The sequence below is a fragment of the Streptomyces sp. NPDC030991 genome (assembly GCF_055571235.1).
The window spans coordinates 384,180-404,384 of record NZ_JBVIFR010000006.1; the positions used below are offsets into that span (position 1 = coordinate 384,180).

Consider the following 20,205-nt stretch of genomic DNA (forward strand, 5'->3'; position numbering starts at 1 on the left):
GAGGACCCCCCACCTTGCCGCCCAACCTGGACCTGGACCGGATCCTGGCCGGAGCCCACCACGACCCGCACAGTTTCCTCGGCGCCCACCCCGCGGCCGGGGGGACCACGGTCGTGCGCGCCCTGCGACCGCTGGCCCGCGGCGTCGTCGCGGTACGCGCGACGGGCGAGCGGGCCGCGCTCGCCCACGAACGGGACGGACTGTTCACCGGCACCGTCCCCGGCACGGGCCCGTACCGACTCCTCGTCACCTACGACGACGGCACCGGACAGGCCGACGACGACGGGTACCGCTTCCCGCCGACCCTCGGCGCGATCGACCTGCACCTGATCTCCGAGGGCCGCCACGAACTGCTGTGGCGGGTCCTCGGCTCCCACGTCCGCACCCTCGACGGTGTCACCGGAACCTCCTTCGCGGTGTGGGCGCCGAACGCCCAAGGGGTTCGCGTGACGGGCGACTTCAACGGCTGGAACGGCGTCGCGCACCCGATGCGCAGCCTCGGCTCCAGCGGTGTGTGGGAGCTCTTCGTGCCGGGCGTCGGCGCGGGCACGCACTACAAGTACGAGATCCACACCCGCGACGGCCGCCTCCTGCAGAAGGCCGACCCGCTGGCCCGCGCCACCGAGGTCCCGCCCGCCACCGCCTCCGTCGTGCACACCTCCGCGTACGCGTGGGGCGACGCCGCCTGGATGGCGGGCCGCGGCACCGCCGCCTGCCAGAGCCGGCCGATGTCCGTGTACGAGCTCCACCTCGCCTCCTGGCGCCCCGGGTCGACCTACCGGCAGCTCGCCGAGGAGCTGCCCAAGTACGTCACCGACCTCGGCTTCACCCACGTCGAGCTGATGCCGGTCATGGAGCACCCCTTCGGCGGCTCCTGGGGCTACCAGGTCACGGGCTTCTACGCGCCCACGTCCCGTCTCGGCGACCCCGACGACCTCCGGCACCTGGTGGACGCGCTGCACGCCGCCGGCATCGGCGTCATCCTGGACTGGGTCCCGGCGCACTTCCCCAAGGACGAGTTCGCCCTCGCGCGCTTCGACGGCGAACCGCTCTACGAGCCGTCCGATCCGCGCCGCGCGCACCACCCGGACTGGGGCACCCTGGAGTTCGACCACGGCCGGCGCGAGGTGCGGAACTTCCTCGTGGCGAGCGCCGTGTACTGGTGCGCCGAGTTCCACGTCGACGCGCTGCGGGTGGACGCCGTCGCCTCCCTGCTGTACCTCGACTACTCGCGCCCGGACGGCGACTGGAGCCCCAACGAGCACGGCGGCCACGAGAACCTGGACGCCGTCGCCTTCCTCCAGGAGCTGACCGACACGGTCCGGCGGGCCGCACCGGGCGCCCTGACCATCGCCGAGGAGTCCACGGCCTGGCCGGGCGTGACCCGCCCCACCTACGAGGTCGGCCCGGACGGCTTCGGCGGGCTCGGCTTCGACCTCAAGTGGAACCTCGGCTGGATGCACGACACGCTCGGCTACCTCGCCCACGACCCGGTGCACCGGGCCTGGCACCACGACGAGATCACCTTCTCGATGGTGTACGCCCACAACGAGCACTACCTCCTGCCGCTCTCCCACGACGAGGTCGTGCACGGCAAGGGCGCGCTGGTCGCCAAGACACCGGGGGACTGGTGGCAGCGGCGGGCGAACCTGCGGGCGCTGCTCGCCTTCATGTGGGCACACCCGGGCAAGCAACTGATGTTCATGGGGCAGGAGTTCGGGCAGGGCGAGGAGTTCGACCACGACGCCGGACCGCAGTGGTGGGTGCTCGACGAGGGCTGGCCCGCGGCCGCCGACCACCGCGGCATCAGCTCCCTGGTCCGGGACCTCAACGCCCGGTACCGGGCCACGCCTGCCCTGTGGGAACTGGACTCCGACCCGGCCGGCTTCGCCTGGATCGACGCCTCGCACGCCGAGGCCAACGTGGTCTCGTTCGTCCGCCACGACGCCCGGGGCCGCCCCCTCGTCGTGCTCTGCAACTTCTCGCCCGTCGTCCGCACCGGGTACCGCGTCGGCCTGCCCGACGCCGCCGCCTGGAGGGAGGTGCTGAACACGGACGCCGCCGCGTACGGCGGCAGCGGCGTGACCAACGCCGGGACGATCCGCCCCGAACCGACCCCCTGGCACGGGCGTGCGCGCAGCGCCGCCCTCACCCTGCCGCCGCTCGCGGTGGTGTGGCTGACGCCCGACCCCGAGGAGGACGACCTCGATGGCTGAACCGCAGGCGGACCTGTACGACCGCATCGTCTCCACCTACGACATCCGGGGCCGTTTCCGCGAGGAGCTCGACCCCGGCCTCGCCTACCGGGTCGGCGCCGCCTTCACGGAGCTGACCGGCGCGGGCGCCGTCGCCGTCGCCCACGACATGCGGGCCTCCTCGCCGTGCCTGGCCGACGCGCTCGCCCAGGGCGTCCTCGACCAGGGCGCCGACGTCGTCGACGCGGGCCTCGGCTCCACCGACTACCTGCACTACGTCTCCGGCCGCCTCGACATCCCCGGCGCGATGGTCACGGCGGGCCGCGCCCCGGCCGCGTACAACGGGTTCCGGCTGTGCCGCGCGGGCGCCGTCGACGTCGACGAGGGCAGCGGGCTCGAACTGCTGCGGAGCAGGCTGCGCCATCCGCGGCCGGCGCCGGCCGGATGCCCCGGCTCGATCCGGCCCACCCGCGTCCTGGCCGGCTACGCGGAACATCTGCGCTCCCTCGTCGACCTCTCCGGGATCCGCCCCCTCAAGGTCGTCGTGGACGCGGGCAACGGCATGGCGGGCCTGACCGCCCCGCTGGTCCTGGACCATCCGTGGATCGAGGTCGTGCGGCTCCACTTCGAGCTCGACGGCACCTTCCCGCACCGCCGTCCCGAGCTGGCGGACCCGGGGCTGCTCCAGGACCGGGTCCGGGAGACGGGCGCCGATCTGGGCCTGGCCTTCGACGGCGACGGGGACCGCTGTCTGGCCGTCGACGAGCGCGGGGCCGTGGTGCCGCCCGCCGCCGTGATCGCCCTGGTCGCGGGCCGCGAACTGGCCCGCAGGCCGGGCGCCGCCGTCGTGCACGACCTGGTCACCTCCACCTCCGCGATCGAGGCGATCAAGGAGGCAGGCGGTATCCCCGTACGCTCCCGGATCGGGCCCGCGGCGATCAAGGCGCTGATGGCCGAGCAGGACGCGGCGTTCGGCGGCGCGCACTGCGGCCGCTACTACTTCCGCGACTTCTGGTACGCCGACACCGGCATGCTGGCCGCGCTCCACCTCCTGGCCGAACTCGGTTGCTCGGGGCAGGAGTTGTCGGAGCTGGTGGCCCGGCACGACCGCCATGCCTCGTCGGGTGGCATCGACGTCCCCGTGCCGGACCCGGCCGCGGCCCTGCAGCGGGTGGTCCGCCACTTCGCGGCGCACGGCGCCGAGCTCGACCACCTCGACGGGGTGACCGGCGAACTGGCCGACGGCGCCTGGTTCAACGTCCGGGTGCCGTCGGCCGCCCCCGTGGTGCGGGTCCATGTGGAGGCGGGGACGGTCGCGGCGATGGGCCGACTACGGGAGGCCGTGGTAGGGGTGGTCAGCTCCGGCGGCCGGTGAGGTTGTGTGGTGGGGGGGGAAGGGGGGTGGGGGGAGGGGGTGGGGGGTCAGTTCTGGTGGTCGGTGAGGACGGGGTCGGGGACACGGTTCGGGGCCATGCCCGCGGCGGACAGGGCCATGTCGTAGGCCTTGAGCGCCTCGCCCTGGTCGCCGTGCCGGAGCCAGAGGTCGCCGACGTGGCGCCAGATCTCGGCGGAGTGCCGCGAGGCCGGCAGGTGCCGCAACTGCCGCGCCGCCGCCCGCAGATGGGCCTCCCCGTCCTGCGGCGTATCCCGTAGGAAGGCGATGTCGGCGAGTTGCGTGCGCGCCGAGGCGGACAGGGTGCGGCCGCCGGTGCCCACAAGGCCCAGAGCGCGCTCGGCGTGGGCCGCGGCGGTCTCCCAGCGGCCGAGGTACTTCTCGGCCTTGGCGAGGTTGATCTCGCAGCGGGTCAGGTCGTCGGTCGTCCCCACCTCGGCCAGCTGCTGCTGCGCGGCCGTCAGCGACTGCAACGCCTCGTCCGGGCGGGGCGGCGTCAGGTCCAGCAGCAGCATGCCGTAGTTCATCCGCAGCAGCGCCGTGTGCCGCAGATTGTCGCCCTCGGACATCATGGTCAGCGCCCGCTCCGTCAGCGCGATCGCCTCGCGCAACTGGCCCCGGGAGCTGGCGACGAGTCCGGCGTTCCAGTACACGGCCCCCCGCGCGGCGTGGGAGCCCTGCTGGTCGGCGGCGCGCAGCAGCCGCTCCCCGAGCAGCTGGGCACGGGTCAGGTCGCCCCGCGCGGAGTAGGTGCCCATCAGGGTGACGCCCAGCTGCACGTGGTCCACCGTCGTCTCGAGACCGAGCTCGTCCAGCCGTGCCAACGCCTGTTCGCCTATCTCCACGCTCAGTGCGAGGTCACCGGCGTTGCGGTAGCAGCGACACAGGGAGATCGCGACGTGGCACCAGTCGTCCGAACCGACCGCGATGCCCGGCTCGCCGTGCAGTTCGTCGAGCAGGGAGATGGCGGCCTCGAGATGGCCGGTCTTCTCCAGGGCCGCGGCCTGGCCGATGCGGGCGCGCCGCACCATGGCGTCGTCGAGGTCCGAGCGGGCCGACAGAAGTTCGCTGAAGGACTGGAGCGCCTCGCCGTTGTCGCCGTTGCGCAGGGCCATCTCGGCGAAGGCCAACTTGAGCCGCGCCTCCTCCGCGCGCTGTTCCTCCCTGCCGGTCAGCAGGTAGTCCGGGGAAGTGCCCAGCTTCTCGGCGATGCCGGCGAGGACCGACCTGGACGGCGCGCGCTTGCCCGACTCGATCAACGAGATGTAGCTCGTCGACGCCTCGGCGGAGGCCAGGTCCTGCTGCTTGAGCCGGTGCGCCGTCCGCAGAGCCTTGACGCGTGCCCCGAGGTCGCTGCCCGGCTCCGCCTTGTTGTGGTCCATGAGACCCCTTTCGGAGTGCATGACAGGTTGCGTGACAACTCAAAGTTACCAGCATGACGCTACGTCGCCTATGGGGCCTGTGGCCTTTAGTTACCAGAGGTAGTCCGCCCACAATTCGAACTGGCCTCTGGGGTTTACTAAGTTATTGCTTGACTCGATAAGTCATACGAACTTGACTGACATAGTCAAATCGCGAAGCAGTTGCGACAACAGGGGGGTTTTTGATGGGGAGGGCCTTGTGCGTACTCTTCTTGATCCTTTGCCTGGGAGGGGGTGCGGTCCTGGCGTTCGGCGTCGAGTCGACGGACACCGGGAAGCGTGACCAGGTCAGTGTGGGGGCCGATGGTGGAATCTGCTGCTGACCGGCGGTCGCCGATCCGCGTGGACGTCCTCACCCGCGAATACCCGCCGGAGGTCTACGGCGGAGCGGGGGTCCATGTCACCGAGCTGTCCCGCGCCCTGCGGCGGCTCACGGACGTACGAGTGCGCTGCCTGGGGGAGCCCAGGCAGGAGAAGGGCGTCACGGCCTACCTGCCCGACCCCGAGATCGCCGGCGCGGACGCCGCGCTGGGGTTCCTCGGGGCGGACCTGGCCATGGCGCGGGACTGTGCGGGCGCGGGAGTCGTGCACAGTCACACCTGGTACGCCAACATGGCCGGCCACCTCGCCCGGGAACTGCACGGGGCGGCCCACGTCATGACGGTGCACAGCCTGGAACCACTGCGTCCGTGGAAGGCCGAACAGCTGGGAGGCGGTTATGCGCTGTCGAGCTGGATGGAGCGCACGGCCGTCGGCTCCGCGGACCAGGTCGTCGCCGTGTCTGCGGCGATGCGGGAGGACGTCCTGCGGGTCTATCCGCAGGTGGCGCCGGAACGGGTGCGGGTGATCCACAACGGCATCGACCCCGATGTCTACCGCCCCGACCCCGACGCGGCAGCGCTGCGCCGCTTCGGGATCGACCCCGGCCGGCCGTACGTGCTCTTCGTCGGCCGTGTCACCCGGCAGAAGGGGCTGCCGCACCTGCTGCGCGCGGCGTTCGCCCTGCCACCCGGCGTCCAGCTCGTGCTCTGCTGCGGGCAGCCGGACACGCCGGAGATCGCCGCCGAGGTGGCGGCGCTCGTCGAGGAACTGCGCACCGTACGGGAGGGAGTGTTCCGCATCGACGGGATGCTGGACACGCCGACCGTGCGTCAACTGCTCACGCAAGCGGCCGTGTTCGTGTGCCCGTCGGTGTACGAGCCGATGGGCATCGTCAACCTGGAGGCGATGGCCTGCGAGACGCCGGTCGTGGCCTCGGCCGTCGGGGGCATCCCCGAGGTCGTCGCCGACGGTGAGACCGGCACGCTGGTGCCGTTCGAGGCGGGCACCGACGCCTCGGGCGAGCCGGCCGACCCCGAGCGGTTCGCCCGCGAACTCGGCTCGGCCATCGGTGAGTTGCTCGACGCACCCGAACGCGCCGCGAAGATGGGCGTGGCCGGGCGGGAGCGTGCGGTGAGCGACTTCTCGTGGGACCGCGCCGCCGAGCGCACCATGGAGGTCTACGAGACCGCCGTGTCGCTGCGGTGAGCGCACGTCAGTGAGCAAAGGGATGCCCCTTCGAGGTCTCGCGGCCTCGGAGGGGCATCCCGCTGTCCGTCGGGTCCGCCGCGTCCGTCGGGCCGGTGTACGGGAAGTGGCAGAGCACCTGGCTCTCGGAGGCGGTCAGTGCTTCCTCGTCGCACAACAACCGGTCGGCTGCCTCCAGTCGGCGGTAGACCGGGCAACGGGCCCGGAACGCACACCCGGGGCCGCCGACACCGGGGAGCGGTGGCAGCGGTTCGCGGACGCGGCGGGCCGCTCCGGGCTCCGGCAGCAGCACCGACGACAGCAGCGTGCGGGTGTACGGGTGCCGGGGCCGGCCGAAGACGTCGTCCACCGCGCCGGACTCCACGGTGCGGCCCGCGTACATCACCACCACCCGCCGCGCGATCTGCCGCACGACGGGCAGGTCGTGCGAGACCACGAGACAGGCGGGCCCCTCCGGGCGGGCCGTCAGACGGCGCAGCAGGTCCAGGACCCCCGCTTGCAGGGACACGTCGAGCGCGGAGACCGGCTCGTCGAGCAGCAGCAGATCCGGGCGTACGGCCAGCGCGCGGGCCAGCGCGATCCGCTGGAGCTGGCCGCCGGAGAAGGCGTGCGGGTGTCGGGCGGCGGCGCCCGGCTCCAGCTCCACCTGGGCCAGCAGCTCCGGCAGCCGGGCGGCGATCTCGGCGCGTGGCGTGCGCTGCGCCTCCAGCGGCTCGGCGAGTATCTCGCCGACCGTCATCCGCGGGTCCAGGCTCGCCGCCGGGTGCTGCGGCACGAACCCGACGCGGCCGCGCAGGTGGCGGAGGCCGGCGCGGGAGAGGGCGGCCGTGTCCTGGCCGAGGACCTCGACGCGGCCCGCCTCCGGTGCGGTGAGGGCGAGGACGCGGGCGAGTGTCGTCGACTTGCCGGCACCGGACTCACCGACCAGCGCGACGGTCTCGCCCCGCCGGACGGTCAGGTGGGCGTCCTGGACCGCGACGTGCCGGTGCCTGCGACGGCCCGCCGGGTAAGTGGCTCTCAGCGCCGAGACGCGCAAGGCCGTGGCGGGGGCCGCGGGGCGGGGTGCGGGCACAGGTGTGAGGGGGAACAAGGGGGCCGTGATCGCTGGGGGGCGCCCGTTCCAGCAGGCCACCTCGTGAGGGGGCGCGGTCGTCCCCCTCTTCGCCGTCGGTGGTGTGGTGCTCGGTGGCGGGTTCGGGCCGCCCGTGACCGGTGGCACCGCTCCCCGCGCCCCTGTGGGACGCAACTCGGGCGCCGACACGGCGCATTCGGGGGTCGCGCTCGGGCAGCGCGGGGCGAAGGCACAGCCCGCAGGCAGGGCGTCCGGGGCGGGCGGCGTGCCCGGGACCTGGGTCAGGGGGTGGGCGTGGTCCAGGCGCGGGGACGCCGCCAGCAGGCCCGCCGTGTAGGGCATGCGGGGGCTCGTGAACACGGCGTCCGTCGGGCCCGTCTCCACGATGCGGCCCGCGTACATCACCGCCACCCGGTCCGTCGCGTGGGCCACCGCGCCGAGGTCGTGCGTGACCAGGAGCAGGGCCGCGTCCGCCGCCGCCCGGGCGCGCTCCAGAGCGGCCAGGACCTGGGTGCGTACGGTCACGTCCAGGGCGCTGGTCGGTTCGTCCGCCACGATCACGTCGGGGCGGTTGGCCGTGGCCATGGCGATCATCGCGCGCTGGAGCAGCCCGCCCGAGAGCTGGTGGGGGTAGGCGCGGGCCACCCGGTCAGGTTCCGGGACACCGGTCTCCGCGAGCAGGTCGCGGGCCCTGGCCCGCGCCGACCGCCGTGCCGTTCCCCGCTGGTGGATACGGAGGGCCTCGGCCAGCTGGTCGCCGATCCGGTGGACCGGGGTGAACGCCGCCGAGGGGTCCTGGAAGACCATGGCGATGCGGTTGCCGCGCAGCCGGGCGAGTTCGCGGACCGGCAGATCCGTCAGCTCCGTGCCGGACAGCCGGACCGAGCCGGACACCATGGCCCCGCGCGGCGGGAGACCGAGCAGGGCCAGCGCCGTGAGCGTCTTGCCCGCGCCGGACTCGCCGACCAGGCCGAGCACCTCGCCCCGCCGCAGCGTCAGGTCCACACCGCGGACGGCCGGGCGGTGGGGGCCGAACCCCACTCGCAGGCCGCGGACCTGGAGCACCGCCTCGCTCACGCGGGCACCTCCGCGGCCACGGGGTCGAGCCGTCCGCGCAGCGCCTCGCCGACCAGGTTCACGGCGAGCACGAAGCACAGCAGCATGCCGGTCGGGAAGAAGAACATCCACGGGTAGGTCAGGGCCACGCCCGTGCTGTCCGCGATGAGCGTGCCCAGGGAGACATCGGGCGGCTGCACCCCGAACCCGAAGTACGACAGGCTCGTCTCACCGATCACGGCCGCCGCCACGGAGATCGTCGCGTGCGCGATGAGGAACGAGGCCATGTGCGGCAGCAGATGGCGGCGGGCGATGCGCAGCGGACGCACGCCCATGGTACGGGCCGCCGTCACGTACGGGCGCTCGCGCAGGGCCAGGGCCGTCGCGCGCACCGCCCGCGCCGTCACCATCCAGCCGAGCGCGGCCAGCAGCGCGGCGTACGCGGGCCAGCCCGTGTCCCGCAGCGACGGCGCCACGACGACGAGCACCAGGAAGCCGGGCACCACCAGGAGCAGATCGACGAGGAACGTCAGCGCGCGGTCCGTCCAGCCGCCGAAGAAGCCCGCGCAGGTCCCGACGACCGCGGCGCACACCGTGCCGGCGACCGCGACGAGCAGGCCGATCAGGAGCGACTTCTGCAGCCCGCGCGCCGTCTGCGCGAACACGTCCTGGCCGATCCGGTTGGTGCCGAACCAGTGCCGTCCGTCCGGCGGCGCGCTCAGCGCCGCGTAGTCGACGTCGGTGCCGGACCACGCGGAGACGCGGGGGCCGGCGAACGCGTACACGAACAGCAGCGCGAGGAGCGCGAGGCCGAGCAGCGCGGCCGGTGAGCGCGGCAGGGCGTGCGGCGCCGTCATCCGCGTACCCGGGGGTCCAGGACGAGCAGCAGGGCGTCCGCCACCAGGCCCGCGAGGATCACGGCCGCGGCCGTGAAGAGGCTGACCGCTGTCACCGAGTTGACGTCACCCTTCTGCGCGGCCTCCAGGAACCAGCTGCCCATGCCCGGCCAGCCGAAGATCTGTTCCGCGAAGACGGAGCCGGTGAGGACCGTCAGGAAGCCGAACGAGAAGAACGTGGTCATCGGGACGAGGGAGATCCGCAGCCCGTGCCGGAGCAGCGCCCGGCCCGGGGTCAGCCCCTTGGCCTGCGCCGTCCGCAGATGGTCCGCGTTCAGGACGTCGAGCGTCGCGGCGCGCTGGTAGCGGCTGTAGGAGGCGATCGAGCCGAGTGCCACCGTGGCCGTCGGCAGGACCAGGTGGACCGCCCGGTCACCGAGCCGGTCGATGAGGCCGCCGCCGCTGCCGGGTGTGGACTCGCCCGTGTACCGGATCACGGTGTGTCCGACGCCGTGGTTGAGGGCGAGCGCGCCGTCCTTGAGGAGCAGCGCGAGCACGAACGTCGGCACCGACAGGACGAGGAAGGAGAACACGGTCATGGCCCGGTCCGGCAGCCGGCCCCCGCGCACCGCGGCCCACGCCCCGGCGAGCACCCCGAGCCCCGTACCGGCGACGGTGCCGACGGTCAGCAGCCGCACCGACACGCCCACCCGGCGCCCGAACTCCGCGGTCACCGACGTCCCGTCGAGCGTGCGCCCCAGATCCCCGTGGAGGGCCCGCCACGCCCAGTGCCCGAACCGGGCGAGGACCGGGCGGCGGTCGTCGAGCCCGAGCGCGGCGAGTTCGTGATCGACGGCCGCCGCGGGCGGCCGGGGGGCGCGGTTCTCGAAGTAGGCGCGCGGATCGAGGGCCTTGGACGCGACGACGTACGCGAACAGCGCCGAGACGAGGAGGAGGAGCACACCACGGGCGACGTGCCGGAGCGTGTGGCCGGTCATGTACTTCCTCGCTGAGTGCGCGGCGGGTGACGTTCATGAGGTCGATACATGCCAATGTTACTTTCAACTCCGTTCCTTCACACATCAGTTCACTTCGGTGACGGCATATCGGGAGGGTCACGTGTCTGGCTTACGCAGAGTGGGTCGCGCCGCGGCGGCGTGTCTGCTGGCTGTGCTCGCGGGGTGCACCGGAGCCGGCGCGACGGCTTCGCACCACCGGCCCGCGGCGGTCCCCGAGTTCGGCGCCCAGGACATCGGCACCACCCCGGCGGGCCGGCTCCGCACCGGCGGTACGCTCACGCTCCCGCTCACCGCGTGGAGCCTCCAGCTCAACTACAACCACGTCGACGGCGGCACCACCGACGGCTGGCAGATCGCGAGCCTGTCCGAGCCCATGCTCTTCGCGCGCGACCCCAAGGGCGTCCCGCACCCGGATCCGGACTACCTCGTCTCCGCCACGGTCACCGCAACCTCGCCGCAGACCGTCACCTACCGGCTCAACCCGAAGGCCCGCTGGTCGGACGGGACCCCCATCGGCGTCGCGGACTTCGCGGCCCAGTGGAAGGCGCTCGGCCGGGGCGACGACCGCTACCGCATCGGGGACCCCGCGGGCTACGACCGCATCGCCGATGTCCGCCAGGGTGCGGACGCGCGGGAGGTGAAGGTGGTCTTCCGCGACCCCTACGCCGACTGGCGGCGGCTGTTCACACCGCTCTACCCGGCATCGGCGACCGCCACCCCGGCCCAGTTCGACAAGGGCTGGGTCGGCAAGGTCCCGGTCGGCGCGGGGCCGTACCGGATCTCCTCCGTGGACAGCACCACGCAGACCGTGACCGCCGAGCGCGACCCGCACTGGTGGGGGGAGCGGCCCCGCCTCGACAGGATCACGCTGCGTACCCTGCTGCCCGACGCCGCGCTCCAGGCCTACCGCAACGGCGAGCTCGACGCCGTCAACGCCGCGAACACCGAGGACTACGCCCAGCTGAAGGGCGCCGAGGACAGCGAGATCCGGACCGGGTCCTCCTGGGACGAGGTGCACGTCGCACTGAACGGCGCCCGCGGCCCCCTGATGAGCCCGGAGGTCCGCCGCGCCGTCCAACAGGCGGTCGACCGCCGGGCGTTGGCGGACGTCGCCGCCAAAGGGCTGCCGGTCAGCGTCCCGCTGCTCGGCAACCACATCTTCATGACCAACCAGCCCGGATACGCCGACCACTCCGCCCCCTACGGCAGCTACGACCCGGACGCCGCACGCCGGCTGCTCGACGAGGCGGGCTGGCGGGCCCGGGGCGACGGCGGACCGCGTACCAGGAACGGCCGCGAGCTGAAGCTGCGCTTCGTCATCAGCTCCGCCACCAACCGGCTCGGCCTCGACCTGTCCCAGCTGATCCAGGAGATGCTGCGGCAGGTCGGCATCGAGATCGACATCGTGAAGGTGCCCCCGAACGACTACGGCTCGCGCTACCTCAACCAGGGCAACTTCGACCTGGCCATCTTCCGGTTCGTCGGGATGACGTACCCCGGCTCGGTCGTCTCCGTCTACCAGCGGCCGAGCGGCAAGGGCTCGCTGCTGAACTACGGCCGGATCGGCGACGCGACGGTCGACCGGCTCCTGCGCGAGGCCCAGGGCACCCTCGACCAGAAGCGGGCCACCGCCCTCTACAACCGGGCCGACGCCGAGATCTGGCGCATCGGCCACGACGTCGAGCTGTACCAGCGCCCGCAGATGATGGCCGTCCGCAAGAACCTCGCCAACTACGGCGTCCCCGGCCTCGGCGACCTCGACTGGACGAAGGTGGGCTGGAAGAAGGGCTGACGCGCCCCTTTCACAGGTTTTACCGGCACAGCGGTGCGCCCGCCCGGGACGGATCCCCGGACGGGCGCACCGGTCACGGTCAGGCCCCCGCGCCGCTCAGCACACGTACCTCGCGCGGCACCGCGCTGCGCAGGGCGTCGAAGCCGAGCGCCGCCGACGCCAGGGTGACGTGGTGGTGCCAGCCGCGGAACGAGCGGCCCTCGAAGTCACCGAGCCCGAAATCCTCGTGCAGCCGCCGCAGCCCCTCACCGGCCGACGAGCGCAGCTGCGCCAGCGGGAGCGCCTCGGCGATCCGGCGCGCCGGCAGGTTCGTCAGCCAGTACGCCCGCGGCTCGGGCCTGCCGAACGGCCAGTCCGTGACGAGGTGCCGGGGGCTCACCCGCTGCACCTGTGCCGCGCCGGGTGAGGACAGCAGCACCGGGGTGGACAGGAACTGCGAACGGTGCCGGCGTTCGGTGACCGGGTCGTACCAGCCGACCGGGGTCCGCTCGCCGCGCCGCGCCACGTGTGCGGCGAGGTCGGCGACCGTGCCGCGCACCGCGGGCAGCGCCGAGTGCGGCCTGGGCATGGTGACGGCGGTGCGGGGCGACACCTCGACGAGGTAGCCGAGGCCCCGCGCCTCCAGACCGCGCAGCAGCGGCTCGGTCTCGTTCTCGTGCCGCCAGTCCGCGAGCACCGGACGCGGATCGAGCTGCCACTCCTCGGTCATCTCGTCCAGCGCTTGCAGAACGTACTGCCAGCGCGGCCGGGACTGCTCGTCCGCGGGGACGTGGGCGCCCTCGCGCAACTGCTCGTCGCGGTCCCAGCGGGGCGGCAGCAGCAGGCGCCAGTTGACCGGGACGCCGCCGCCGGACCCCACCAGGGAGACCGCGCAGGCGAGCTGGCAGTTGACGGTGCGTTCCTGTGAGGGCGCGTACTGGCGGGCCACACCCACCGATCGGTCGCCGTTCTTGGCGAAGACGACCTCGTCCACCGACCAGGCGTCGATGTCGAAGGTGCCGGCCGTCCTCACGGCCGTCTGCCGCCGCACCGGGCCGCAGTCCCACGGGCTCTGGTGCACGAACTGCTGGAGCTGCTGCACCGCCCGCCGCCCGAGCACGTGCTCGGAGATCCGGGTCGGTGTCTTGCGCCCCGGCACGTCGAGCAGCCCGCGCAGATAGACCTCGGCCCACCGCCGCTGGTCGGAGCGGGCCAGCTCGCGGAACAGGTCCTGGCAGTACGCCGAGAAGGAGAGTTCGCTGGAGAGGGTCGTCAGGGTGGACACGGTGCCCCCGGGAAGGTGTGGAACGGGTAACTGGTGCAGGGGTTCAGTCATGTGCGCACGCGTCCCCGCCCTCCAGGAGGAAGGCGTCGGTGGCGAGCAGCGCGTCCGCGACGTCGGGCAGCGCGCAGCCGACGATGACGAAGTCCACGTCGAGGCCGGCCTTGGTGCGCTGGAAGAGGAGTTCGTTGATCGCGGGCCGGCCCATCGAGGTGACCTGGCACAGATGGAACTCCACCCGCCGCGGCTCCGCCGCCATCACCTCGGACAGAACGCGCCGGAACTTCTCCAGCTCCGTGGTGTCGATGACGCCGTCGCACCGCACGTGCGCGGTGCCGCCGTCGAACTCGGTGCGCATCCGAAGGCGCAGCTGGGCCGGTTCCAGCTCGACACGTACCCGCACCGGTTCGTCGCCCGCCGGCAGCCGTACGGTCAGCTCCTTGGGCTCGAAGTGGTGGAAGGGGCGCCCGTCCACCCACACCCGGGTCAGCTCCACCGAACCGGCCGGCAGCAGGTCCGGCGCGACCCGCAGCGTGCGGTCGGGCAGGTCGTCGGGGCGCGGCCGGAAGTGCAGGGTGAGGGTGTCGTTGCTGATGAGCAGGCCGGTGTAGACGGCGGCCAGGTAGCACAGTTCGAGGGCGTGGTAGCCGGCCATGGCGTGGCTGCCCTTGAGCCGCTCGGTGCCGAGCAGGTAGGGGATGCCGTTGGCCAGGACGTTGAAGTAGACGCCGCCGTCGTCGTAGTCGAGGAAGAAGGCGTTGTAGAACGAGGCCGCCTCACGCGCGAGGCGCAGCTGCTCCGGGTCGCTCGTGGTGCCGGCCAGGATCAGGTAGGCGAGTATCGCCTGCTCCTGCTGCCACCAGGCCTTGCGGTCGTGCCACACCATCCGGTGCAGCCCGCTGTCCGGGTCGGCGACGCGCTCCACCACGTCGTACCAGCCGCCGCGCAGCTGGTCGCTGCCGACGGCGGGCATGATCTCGCCGATCCGCTCGGCCAGCGCGCCGTAGCCGTCCTTGTCCACCAGCGACCCGATCCGGGTCAGGTTCCAGGCGATCTTCAGGTTGTGCCCCACGACGGCCCGGTCCTGCTGCCAGCCCCAGGTGCGGTCCGGGGCCCAGTCGCTGTGGAACCGCTCCTGCACGAAGGGCGAGTTCGGCTCGTCGGGGAAGCGCTGGACGATGGTGTCCGCGGTCTCCTCCAGGAGCCGCGCGAAGTCCTCGCGCCCGGTGGCCAGGAAGGCGTTGATCAGGTACGCGGGTGCGTGGTCGCCCACCGAGTTCCAGTTCTTGCGGGACCGGTTGGGGCCGAGCGCGTCCGCGTTCGGGTCGAGCGTGATCGGGTCCAGGTGCGAGAAGAACCCGCCGTGCTCGGGGTCCCTGAAGTACCGCTCGAACAGGGCGATCGTCCGGTCGATGTCGTCGAGGATCCGCGGGTCACCGGTGATCCGGTACGTCTGGGTGGGGCCGGCCAGCGCGTAGATCTGCTCGTACATCGGGATCGCGTCGAAGTCGTCGCCGAACTCCGAGGCCAGTACCTTGCGCTGGCCGGTCGGGGTGACGTCGATGCCGTGGTACCAGTAGACGATCCCGTCCTGGTCGTCGGCGACCCGCATGTGCTCGCGCAGATACTCGGTGCCCGACTCGGCGGCCTCCAGGAACCGGTCCTCGCCGGTCAGCAGGTACGCCGTCGACAGGCCGTACACGAGCCGCGAGATGGTGTCGGTCTCCTGGCGCACGTCGACGCCGTCGAAGTCCGGCAGATGCGTGCCGTGCAGGGTCAGCTGGGTGCGGAAGTTCTGCCAGTCGTACTTGCCGTCGGGGAAGTGTCCCCGCAGGTAGAAGTCGGCGACGGCGGCGGCCTGCTGGACCCACCAGGCCGGGTGCTCGAAGACGTAGGCGCCGCGGTGCTCCTCGGGGAAGGTGATCTCCTTCGCCTCGAACCGCTCGCCGTCCTGCCAGGCGTAGCAGATGCCGTACACGAACACATAGCGGCCCTCGGCGAGCATGTCGAGGGTGGCGGCCGTGGTGTCGCGGTAGGGGTCGCCGAGGTTGCGGACGATGCGCGAGGAGACGTTCCTCGGCAGGTGGACGGTGAACTCCCGGTCGTCGGAGGTGCGCAGGCCGAAGCGGCGCTGCGCGGGGCTGAAGTAGGTGACGTAGCCCGCGAGGGTGTCGGAGAACGTGCGGCGTTCGGCGGAGACGCTCATCGGGGGGTGTCCTTCGATTCAGGCAGGGCCGCGAGCAGCACGACGCTGCGGCCGTGGGTGTGGAAGGTGTGGTGGTCGATCAGCTCTTCCTGTCCGGCGGAAAGAAGGTCGTTCGGCCCCGCCCGTGACGTGTCGAGGACGCGGTGCCAGCGGTGCCCGCTGATGCGCGGCAGCTCGAAGTCGAGGCCCAGGTGGTACATGTTGAGGAGCAGGTGCAGGTCGGGGTCGCCGTCGAAGCCGCCGAGCGTGCAGGCCAGGACGCGGGCGTGGGGGTCGTCCCAGCCGGGTTGCTCCAGGCGCGTGCCGTGCCAGGTCACATCCGGCAGCTGCCGTTCGTTGAGGCGCCCGGAGAAGAAGTGGGGCTCGCGGAAGGTGCGGTAGCGGCGGCGCAGTTCGATCAGACGTCTGGTGAAGGAGAAGGTCTCCTGTTCCTTCGCGGCCTGGTCCCAGTCGAGCCAGGACACCGCGTTGTCCTGGCAGTACGCGTTGTTGTTGCCTCCCTGGGTGTTGCGGAACTCGTCGCCGGCGAGCAGCATCGGCACGCCCCTGCTGAGCATCAGGACGGAGAGCAGGTTCTTGATCTGGCGGACACGCAGCCGCTCGACCGCGGGGTCGTCGCTCGGGCCCTCGGCGCCGCAGTTCCAGCTGAAGTTCTGGTCGGCCCCGTCGGCGTTTGCCTCACCGTTGGCGTAGTTGTGCTTGTGGTCGTAGCTCACCAGGTCGTTGAGGGTGAAGCCGTCGTGGCAGGTGATGAAGTTGATGCTGTTGGTGGGCAGCTCCTTCTGCGGCCCGAACAGGTCCTCCGAGCCGCCGAGCCGCTTGGCGAGGTCGCCGACCACGCCGGCGTCGCCGCGCACGAACCGCCGTACGTCATCACGGAACGGGCCGTTCCACTGGGCCCAGCGCTTCCCGGGGAACCGGCCGACCTGGTAGAGGCCGCCGCCGTCCCACGGCTCGGCGATGATCTTCGTCTCGGCGAGCACCTTGGACAGCTCGATCGCCCACAGGACGGGCGGCACCGCCATCTCGTACCCCTGGTCGCCGCGCGAGAGCTCGGAGGCCAGGTCGAAGCGGAAGCCGTCGACGTGGTGCTCGGTGACCCAGTACTCCAGGGACTCGACGATGAACTTGGCGACGAAGGGGTGGTTGGCGTTGACCGCGTTGCCGCAGCCGGTGAAGTCCATGTAGTGGCCGCGGTCCTGCGGCCACAGGTGGTAGTACGCCTCGTTGGCCTGGCCGCGGAAGCTGATCGTCGGACCGAACTCGTTGCCCTCGCTGGTGTGGTTGAAGACGACGTCGAGGATCACCTCGATGCCCGCTCGGTGGAACGCCTTCACCATGTCCCTGAACTCGGCGATGTGCGTGTTCAGATGCGGCGACGTGCAGAAGCCGGTGTGCGGCGCGAAGAAGCCGTACGGGTCGTAGCCCCAGTAGTTGTGCAGCGGCTCGCCGTCCGGCCCCGTGCGCAGCACCTGCGTCTCGTCGAAGTCGAAGACGGGGAGCAGCTCGACCGCGGTGATGCCCAGCTCTCGCAGGTGCGGGATCTTCTCGATCACCGCGGAGAAGGTGCCGGGGCTCTCCGCGTGCGAGGTCGGTGACGCGGTGGCGCCCCGCACGTGCATCTCGTAGATGACCGTGTCCTCGATGGGCGTGCGCAGCGGCTGGTCGCCCTCCCAGTCGTAGTCGTCCAGGTCGACGACCAGGCTGCGCATGCACGTCTGTACGTTGTCGGCCGCGCCGATGGCGAGGGTCCGGTTCCAGCGGGAGTTGATGTTGGCCCGGGCGTACGGGTCGAGCAGCACCTTGCGGTGGTCGAAGCGCGACCCCGATCTGCTGGTGTCGCGCGGCCCGTCCATCCGGTACGCGTAGACCTGCCCGGCCCCGATGCCGGCCACGTGGCAGTGCCAGAAGTGGAAGCTGCGGTGCCGGTCCGGGTGGAGCTCGATGGTGCGCGAGGGGTGCGGATCGTCGCAGCGGTCGAAGAGCAGCAGGTCCACGCGGGTGGCGTGCTCCGAGAAGACGGAGAAGTTGACCCCACCGTCGACGACGGTGGACCCCAGCGGCTGGGGGCGTCCGGTGGAGATCTCCGCGCTCATGCGACGGCCCGTTCTCCGGTGGGCTCGTCGGCCCGCAGTCCGGCGAAGAGCTGCTCCCAGTCGTGCGGCGGGCTGCCCGCGCCGCCCCGCATCTCGAAGGTCAGCCCCTGCGCGGACGGGCAGTACAGCGCCTGCACACAGGCCTCCGCGACGTCCTGGAGCGCGACGTAGCCGTCCCTGCGGTCGCCCTGTTCCAGGTGGACCCGGCCGTCGTCGGCGAGCTCGGTGCGGTCGGTGAGCCAGCCCGGGCGGATGACGGTGTAGGGGTGCCCGGAGGCGCGGACCGCGTTCTCCCCGGCCAGCCGCCAGTCCAGCATCCGGCCGTACGCGTTCATCGGGTGGTCCCTGCGCGTCACATGGCGCTGGCTGACCAGGATGAACTGGGCGGGCCCGAACTCGCCGCGGCGCAGCGCGTCGAGGGTGTTGAGGACGCCGGCGTGCAGCGTGCTGCGCGGGCTGTCGGGCCCGGTGGTGTCGGTGCCCGGCTCCACGGTGTAGACGACCGCTGAGCAGCCCTCCAGCGGGGCGGGCAGGGACTCGGGTTCGCGGACGTCGCCGAGGAAGAACTGGGCGCGGGGCGGGAGGTGGTGCCGGGCGCGCCGGGCGCTGCGGCCGACGACGCGCACCGACTCACCGCGGTCGAGGAGCTTGCGGGTGACGAGCCGGCCGACCCGGCCGGTACCGCCGATCACGGCGATCGAAGTGTTCACGGGAAGTCTCCTGGTGAGAGGGACCGGTTCAGACCCACTGCAAGATGTCGTCCGAGCTGGTGAGTTGGGTGCCGCTGGGCACGCCGGAGACGGTCGGGACGCGCAGCCGCGGATAGACGCTGACGCCCGAGAGCCGGGTCCCGGACCACAGGCGGGCGCCGTCGCCCACCGCGGTCAGGGCCTCCAGGCGGACCGGGGAGCGCACGTCGGAGTGCACCTGGACCATGGGGCCCACATAGGAGTCGCTGATCTGCGCGTACGGTCCGATGACCGCCGAGTCGCCGAGCACGCTCCCCTCGACCTGCACCCCTTCGTGCAGGTCGACGCCGTCACCGACGTCGGTGGCGCGCAGCCGGACCCCGGTGCCGATCTCCACGTGCCGGCCGATGCGGACACCGGGGCCGATGACGACGCTGCCCTCGGCGATCTTCTGGGCCAGGGTGGTGCCGGTGACGTGGTCCTTGGAGCGCAGGCTGGTCTCGTGGATCCAGTAGCGCGGGTCCGTGCTGAGCGGTTTGCCGAGCGCCTGGTCCAGCTGTGGATAGAGGCCGCCGAGCGCGTCGCCGAGGGTGCCGAGGTAGTCGCGGATGTTGCCGAGGTCGCCGAGGCGGGCGATGGGGTCGACCGCCACCGGGTGGCCGAGGCCGACGAGACGGGGCAGCAGGTCGTTGCCCCAGTCGAGGCGCTGCTGGGCGAGGCGGATGAGCTCGGGGGTGCGCGCCGCGAGCCGCAGGCGGGCGCAGTCGATGAGGTACATCCCGGCGTTGGTGGCCAGGCTGCGGGGGCCGCCCGACTGGGTGATCTCGGGGAACTCCCGCTCGATAACGGCCAGTTGGGGCTTCTCCAGGAAGCCGCAGACGAGACGTTCGCTGGTGGTGCGCATCACGCCGTACTTGCCGGCGATCTCCTCCGGGGTGCGGGGCACGGCGGCCACGGTGACCACCGCGTCGGCATCCCGCTGGGCGGCGAGCAGCCGCTCCAGGGAGAACTCGAACAGCGAGTCGACGGGCAGCACGAGTGCGGTGCCGGTCAGGTTCCACTGTTCGAGGTTGTGCAGCGTGGCCGCGCCGGAACCCACGTTGTACGGGTCGAAGCGGGCCCGCGAGTAGTCGATCTCCACTCCGTAGCGCTCGCCGTGTCCGAGCACCAGCTTGATCTGACTCCGGTTCTCCACCCCCTGGGCCACCACGTAGAAGCGACGTATGCCTTGGTCCCGGCAGGACTCGACGATCCATTCGATAAGAGGCCTGCCGGCGAACGGGATGAGCGCCTTGCTGCGGATGTAGTCGGCGGACTGCAGAGTGATGGGCTTCGCCCTCTCCCCCCGGCCGCCGGCCAGGATGATGCCGACTGTGCTGTCGTACCCCATCGCTGTCCTGCCTTCCAGGCCGACTTGTCGATGAATGAGATTCAACAACCTCTGTCATGTGAAGTCAAGTGACTTGTCATATACGCAGGTTGAGGGCGGTGCAGGCGTGTCATGTGACCTCCGGCGGGACCTCCGGCGGGCATGCGAAAGGGCCGGGGGGGGGGGGGGGGGGGGGGGGGGGGGGGGGGGGCGGGGGGGGGGGGGGGGGGGGGGGGGGTGGGTGGAGGTGGGAGCGCGGTCAAACCCACACAA

At 72.1% G+C, this 20,205-nt stretch carries 13 protein-coding genes; 4 read left to right on the plus strand and 9 right to left on the minus strand.

All coding sequences use genetic code 11. The annotated features are described in order from the left end of the window. Nucleotides 1-14 precede the first annotated feature (14 nt). Complete coding sequence (glgB, locus tag ACZ45E_RS14960; protein WP_468220723.1) at nucleotides 15-2,216, plus strand: 1,4-alpha-glucan branching protein GlgB; 2,202 nt, start codon at nucleotides 15-17, stop codon at nucleotides 2,214-2,216. Next, nucleotides 2,209-3,570: a phosphohexomutase domain-containing protein gene (locus ACZ45E_RS14965; RefSeq protein ID WP_468220726.1), complete on the plus strand. Its 1,362-nt coding sequence runs from the start codon at nucleotides 2,209-2,211 to the stop codon at nucleotides 3,568-3,570. Before glgB ends, ACZ45E_RS14965 begins: the two co-directional genes overlap by 8 nt. A gap of 47 nt (nucleotides 3,571-3,617) precedes the next feature. Here the strand turns inward: ACZ45E_RS14965 and ACZ45E_RS14970 are convergent, their stop codons facing one another. After that, on the minus strand, nucleotides 3,618-4,970 hold the full coding sequence (locus ACZ45E_RS14970; protein WP_468220728.1) for a helix-turn-helix domain-containing protein: 1,353 nt from the start codon (nucleotides 4,968-4,970) through the stop codon (nucleotides 3,618-3,620). 342 nt (nucleotides 4,971-5,312) lie between these two features. Between ACZ45E_RS14970 and glgA the strand changes: the two genes are divergently transcribed. Then, on the plus strand, nucleotides 5,313-6,536 hold the full coding sequence (gene glgA / locus ACZ45E_RS14975) for a glycogen synthase (protein WP_468220729.1): 1,224 nt from the start codon (nucleotides 5,313-5,315) through the stop codon (nucleotides 6,534-6,536). Between the two features lie 7 nt (nucleotides 6,537-6,543). Here the strand turns inward: glgA and ACZ45E_RS14980 are convergent, their stop codons facing one another. The 3 genes from ACZ45E_RS14980 to ACZ45E_RS14990 are packed head-to-tail and all read right to left on the minus strand — an operon-like array spanning nucleotide 6,544 to nucleotide 10,498. Then, nucleotides 6,544-8,685, minus strand: a complete 2,142-nt coding sequence (locus tag ACZ45E_RS14980) for a dipeptide ABC transporter ATP-binding protein (protein WP_468220732.1) — start codon at nucleotides 8,683-8,685, stop codon at nucleotides 6,544-6,546. Continuing rightward, nucleotides 8,682-9,521 carry an ABC transporter permease gene (locus ACZ45E_RS14985; protein ID WP_468220734.1) on the minus strand — a complete coding sequence of 280 codons (840 nt, stop codon included), beginning with the start codon at nucleotides 9,519-9,521 and terminating at the stop codon, nucleotides 8,682-8,684. The genes ACZ45E_RS14980 and ACZ45E_RS14985 overlap by 4 nt, the downstream gene beginning before the upstream one ends. Further along, nucleotides 9,518-10,498 (minus strand): ABC transporter permease, encoded by a 981-nt coding sequence (locus tag ACZ45E_RS14990; RefSeq protein WP_468220736.1) that lies wholly within the window; start codon nucleotides 10,496-10,498, stop codon nucleotides 9,518-9,520. Before ACZ45E_RS14990 ends, ACZ45E_RS14985 begins: the two co-directional genes overlap by 4 nt. 139 nt (nucleotides 10,499-10,637) lie before the next feature. Between ACZ45E_RS14990 and ACZ45E_RS14995 the strand changes: the two genes are divergently transcribed. Further along, the gene (locus tag ACZ45E_RS14995; RefSeq protein ID WP_468220739.1) at nucleotides 10,638-12,311 is read left to right on the plus strand and encodes an ABC transporter family substrate-binding protein; all 1,674 of its coding nucleotides are present in this window, start codon (nucleotides 10,638-10,640) and stop codon (nucleotides 12,309-12,311) included. 79 nt (nucleotides 12,312-12,390) lie between these two features. On the opposite strand, the gene ACZ45E_RS15000 is transcribed toward ACZ45E_RS14995, so the two are convergent. From ACZ45E_RS15000 to ACZ45E_RS15020, 5 genes are read right to left on the minus strand one after another with little or no spacing between them, the layout of a single operon-like run. After that, nucleotides 12,391-13,575: an IS701 family transposase gene (locus tag ACZ45E_RS15000; protein WP_468220741.1), complete on the minus strand. Its 1,185-nt coding sequence runs from the start codon at nucleotides 13,573-13,575 to the stop codon at nucleotides 12,391-12,393. Between the two features lie 43 nt (nucleotides 13,576-13,618). Further along, the gene (locus tag ACZ45E_RS15005; RefSeq protein WP_468220744.1) at nucleotides 13,619-15,778 is read right to left on the minus strand and encodes an AGE family epimerase/isomerase; all 2,160 of its coding nucleotides are present in this window, start codon (nucleotides 15,776-15,778) and stop codon (nucleotides 13,619-13,621) included. Continuing rightward, nucleotides 15,775-17,874, minus strand: coding sequence for a glycogen debranching protein GlgX (glgX, locus tag ACZ45E_RS15010; RefSeq protein ID WP_468220745.1), 2,100 nt, complete (start codon nucleotides 17,872-17,874; stop codon nucleotides 15,775-15,777). The genes ACZ45E_RS15005 and glgX overlap by 4 nt, the downstream gene beginning before the upstream one ends. Then, nucleotides 17,871-18,584: an SDR family oxidoreductase gene (locus tag ACZ45E_RS15015; protein ID WP_468220747.1), complete on the minus strand. Its 714-nt coding sequence runs from the start codon at nucleotides 18,582-18,584 to the stop codon at nucleotides 17,871-17,873. Before ACZ45E_RS15015 ends, glgX begins: the two co-directional genes overlap by 4 nt. Before the next feature lie 28 nt (nucleotides 18,585-18,612). Next, nucleotides 18,613-19,953, minus strand: coding sequence for a sugar phosphate nucleotidyltransferase (locus ACZ45E_RS15020; protein ID WP_468220750.1), 1,341 nt, complete (start codon nucleotides 19,951-19,953; stop codon nucleotides 18,613-18,615). Between the last annotated feature and the right edge of the window lie 252 nt (nucleotides 19,954-20,205).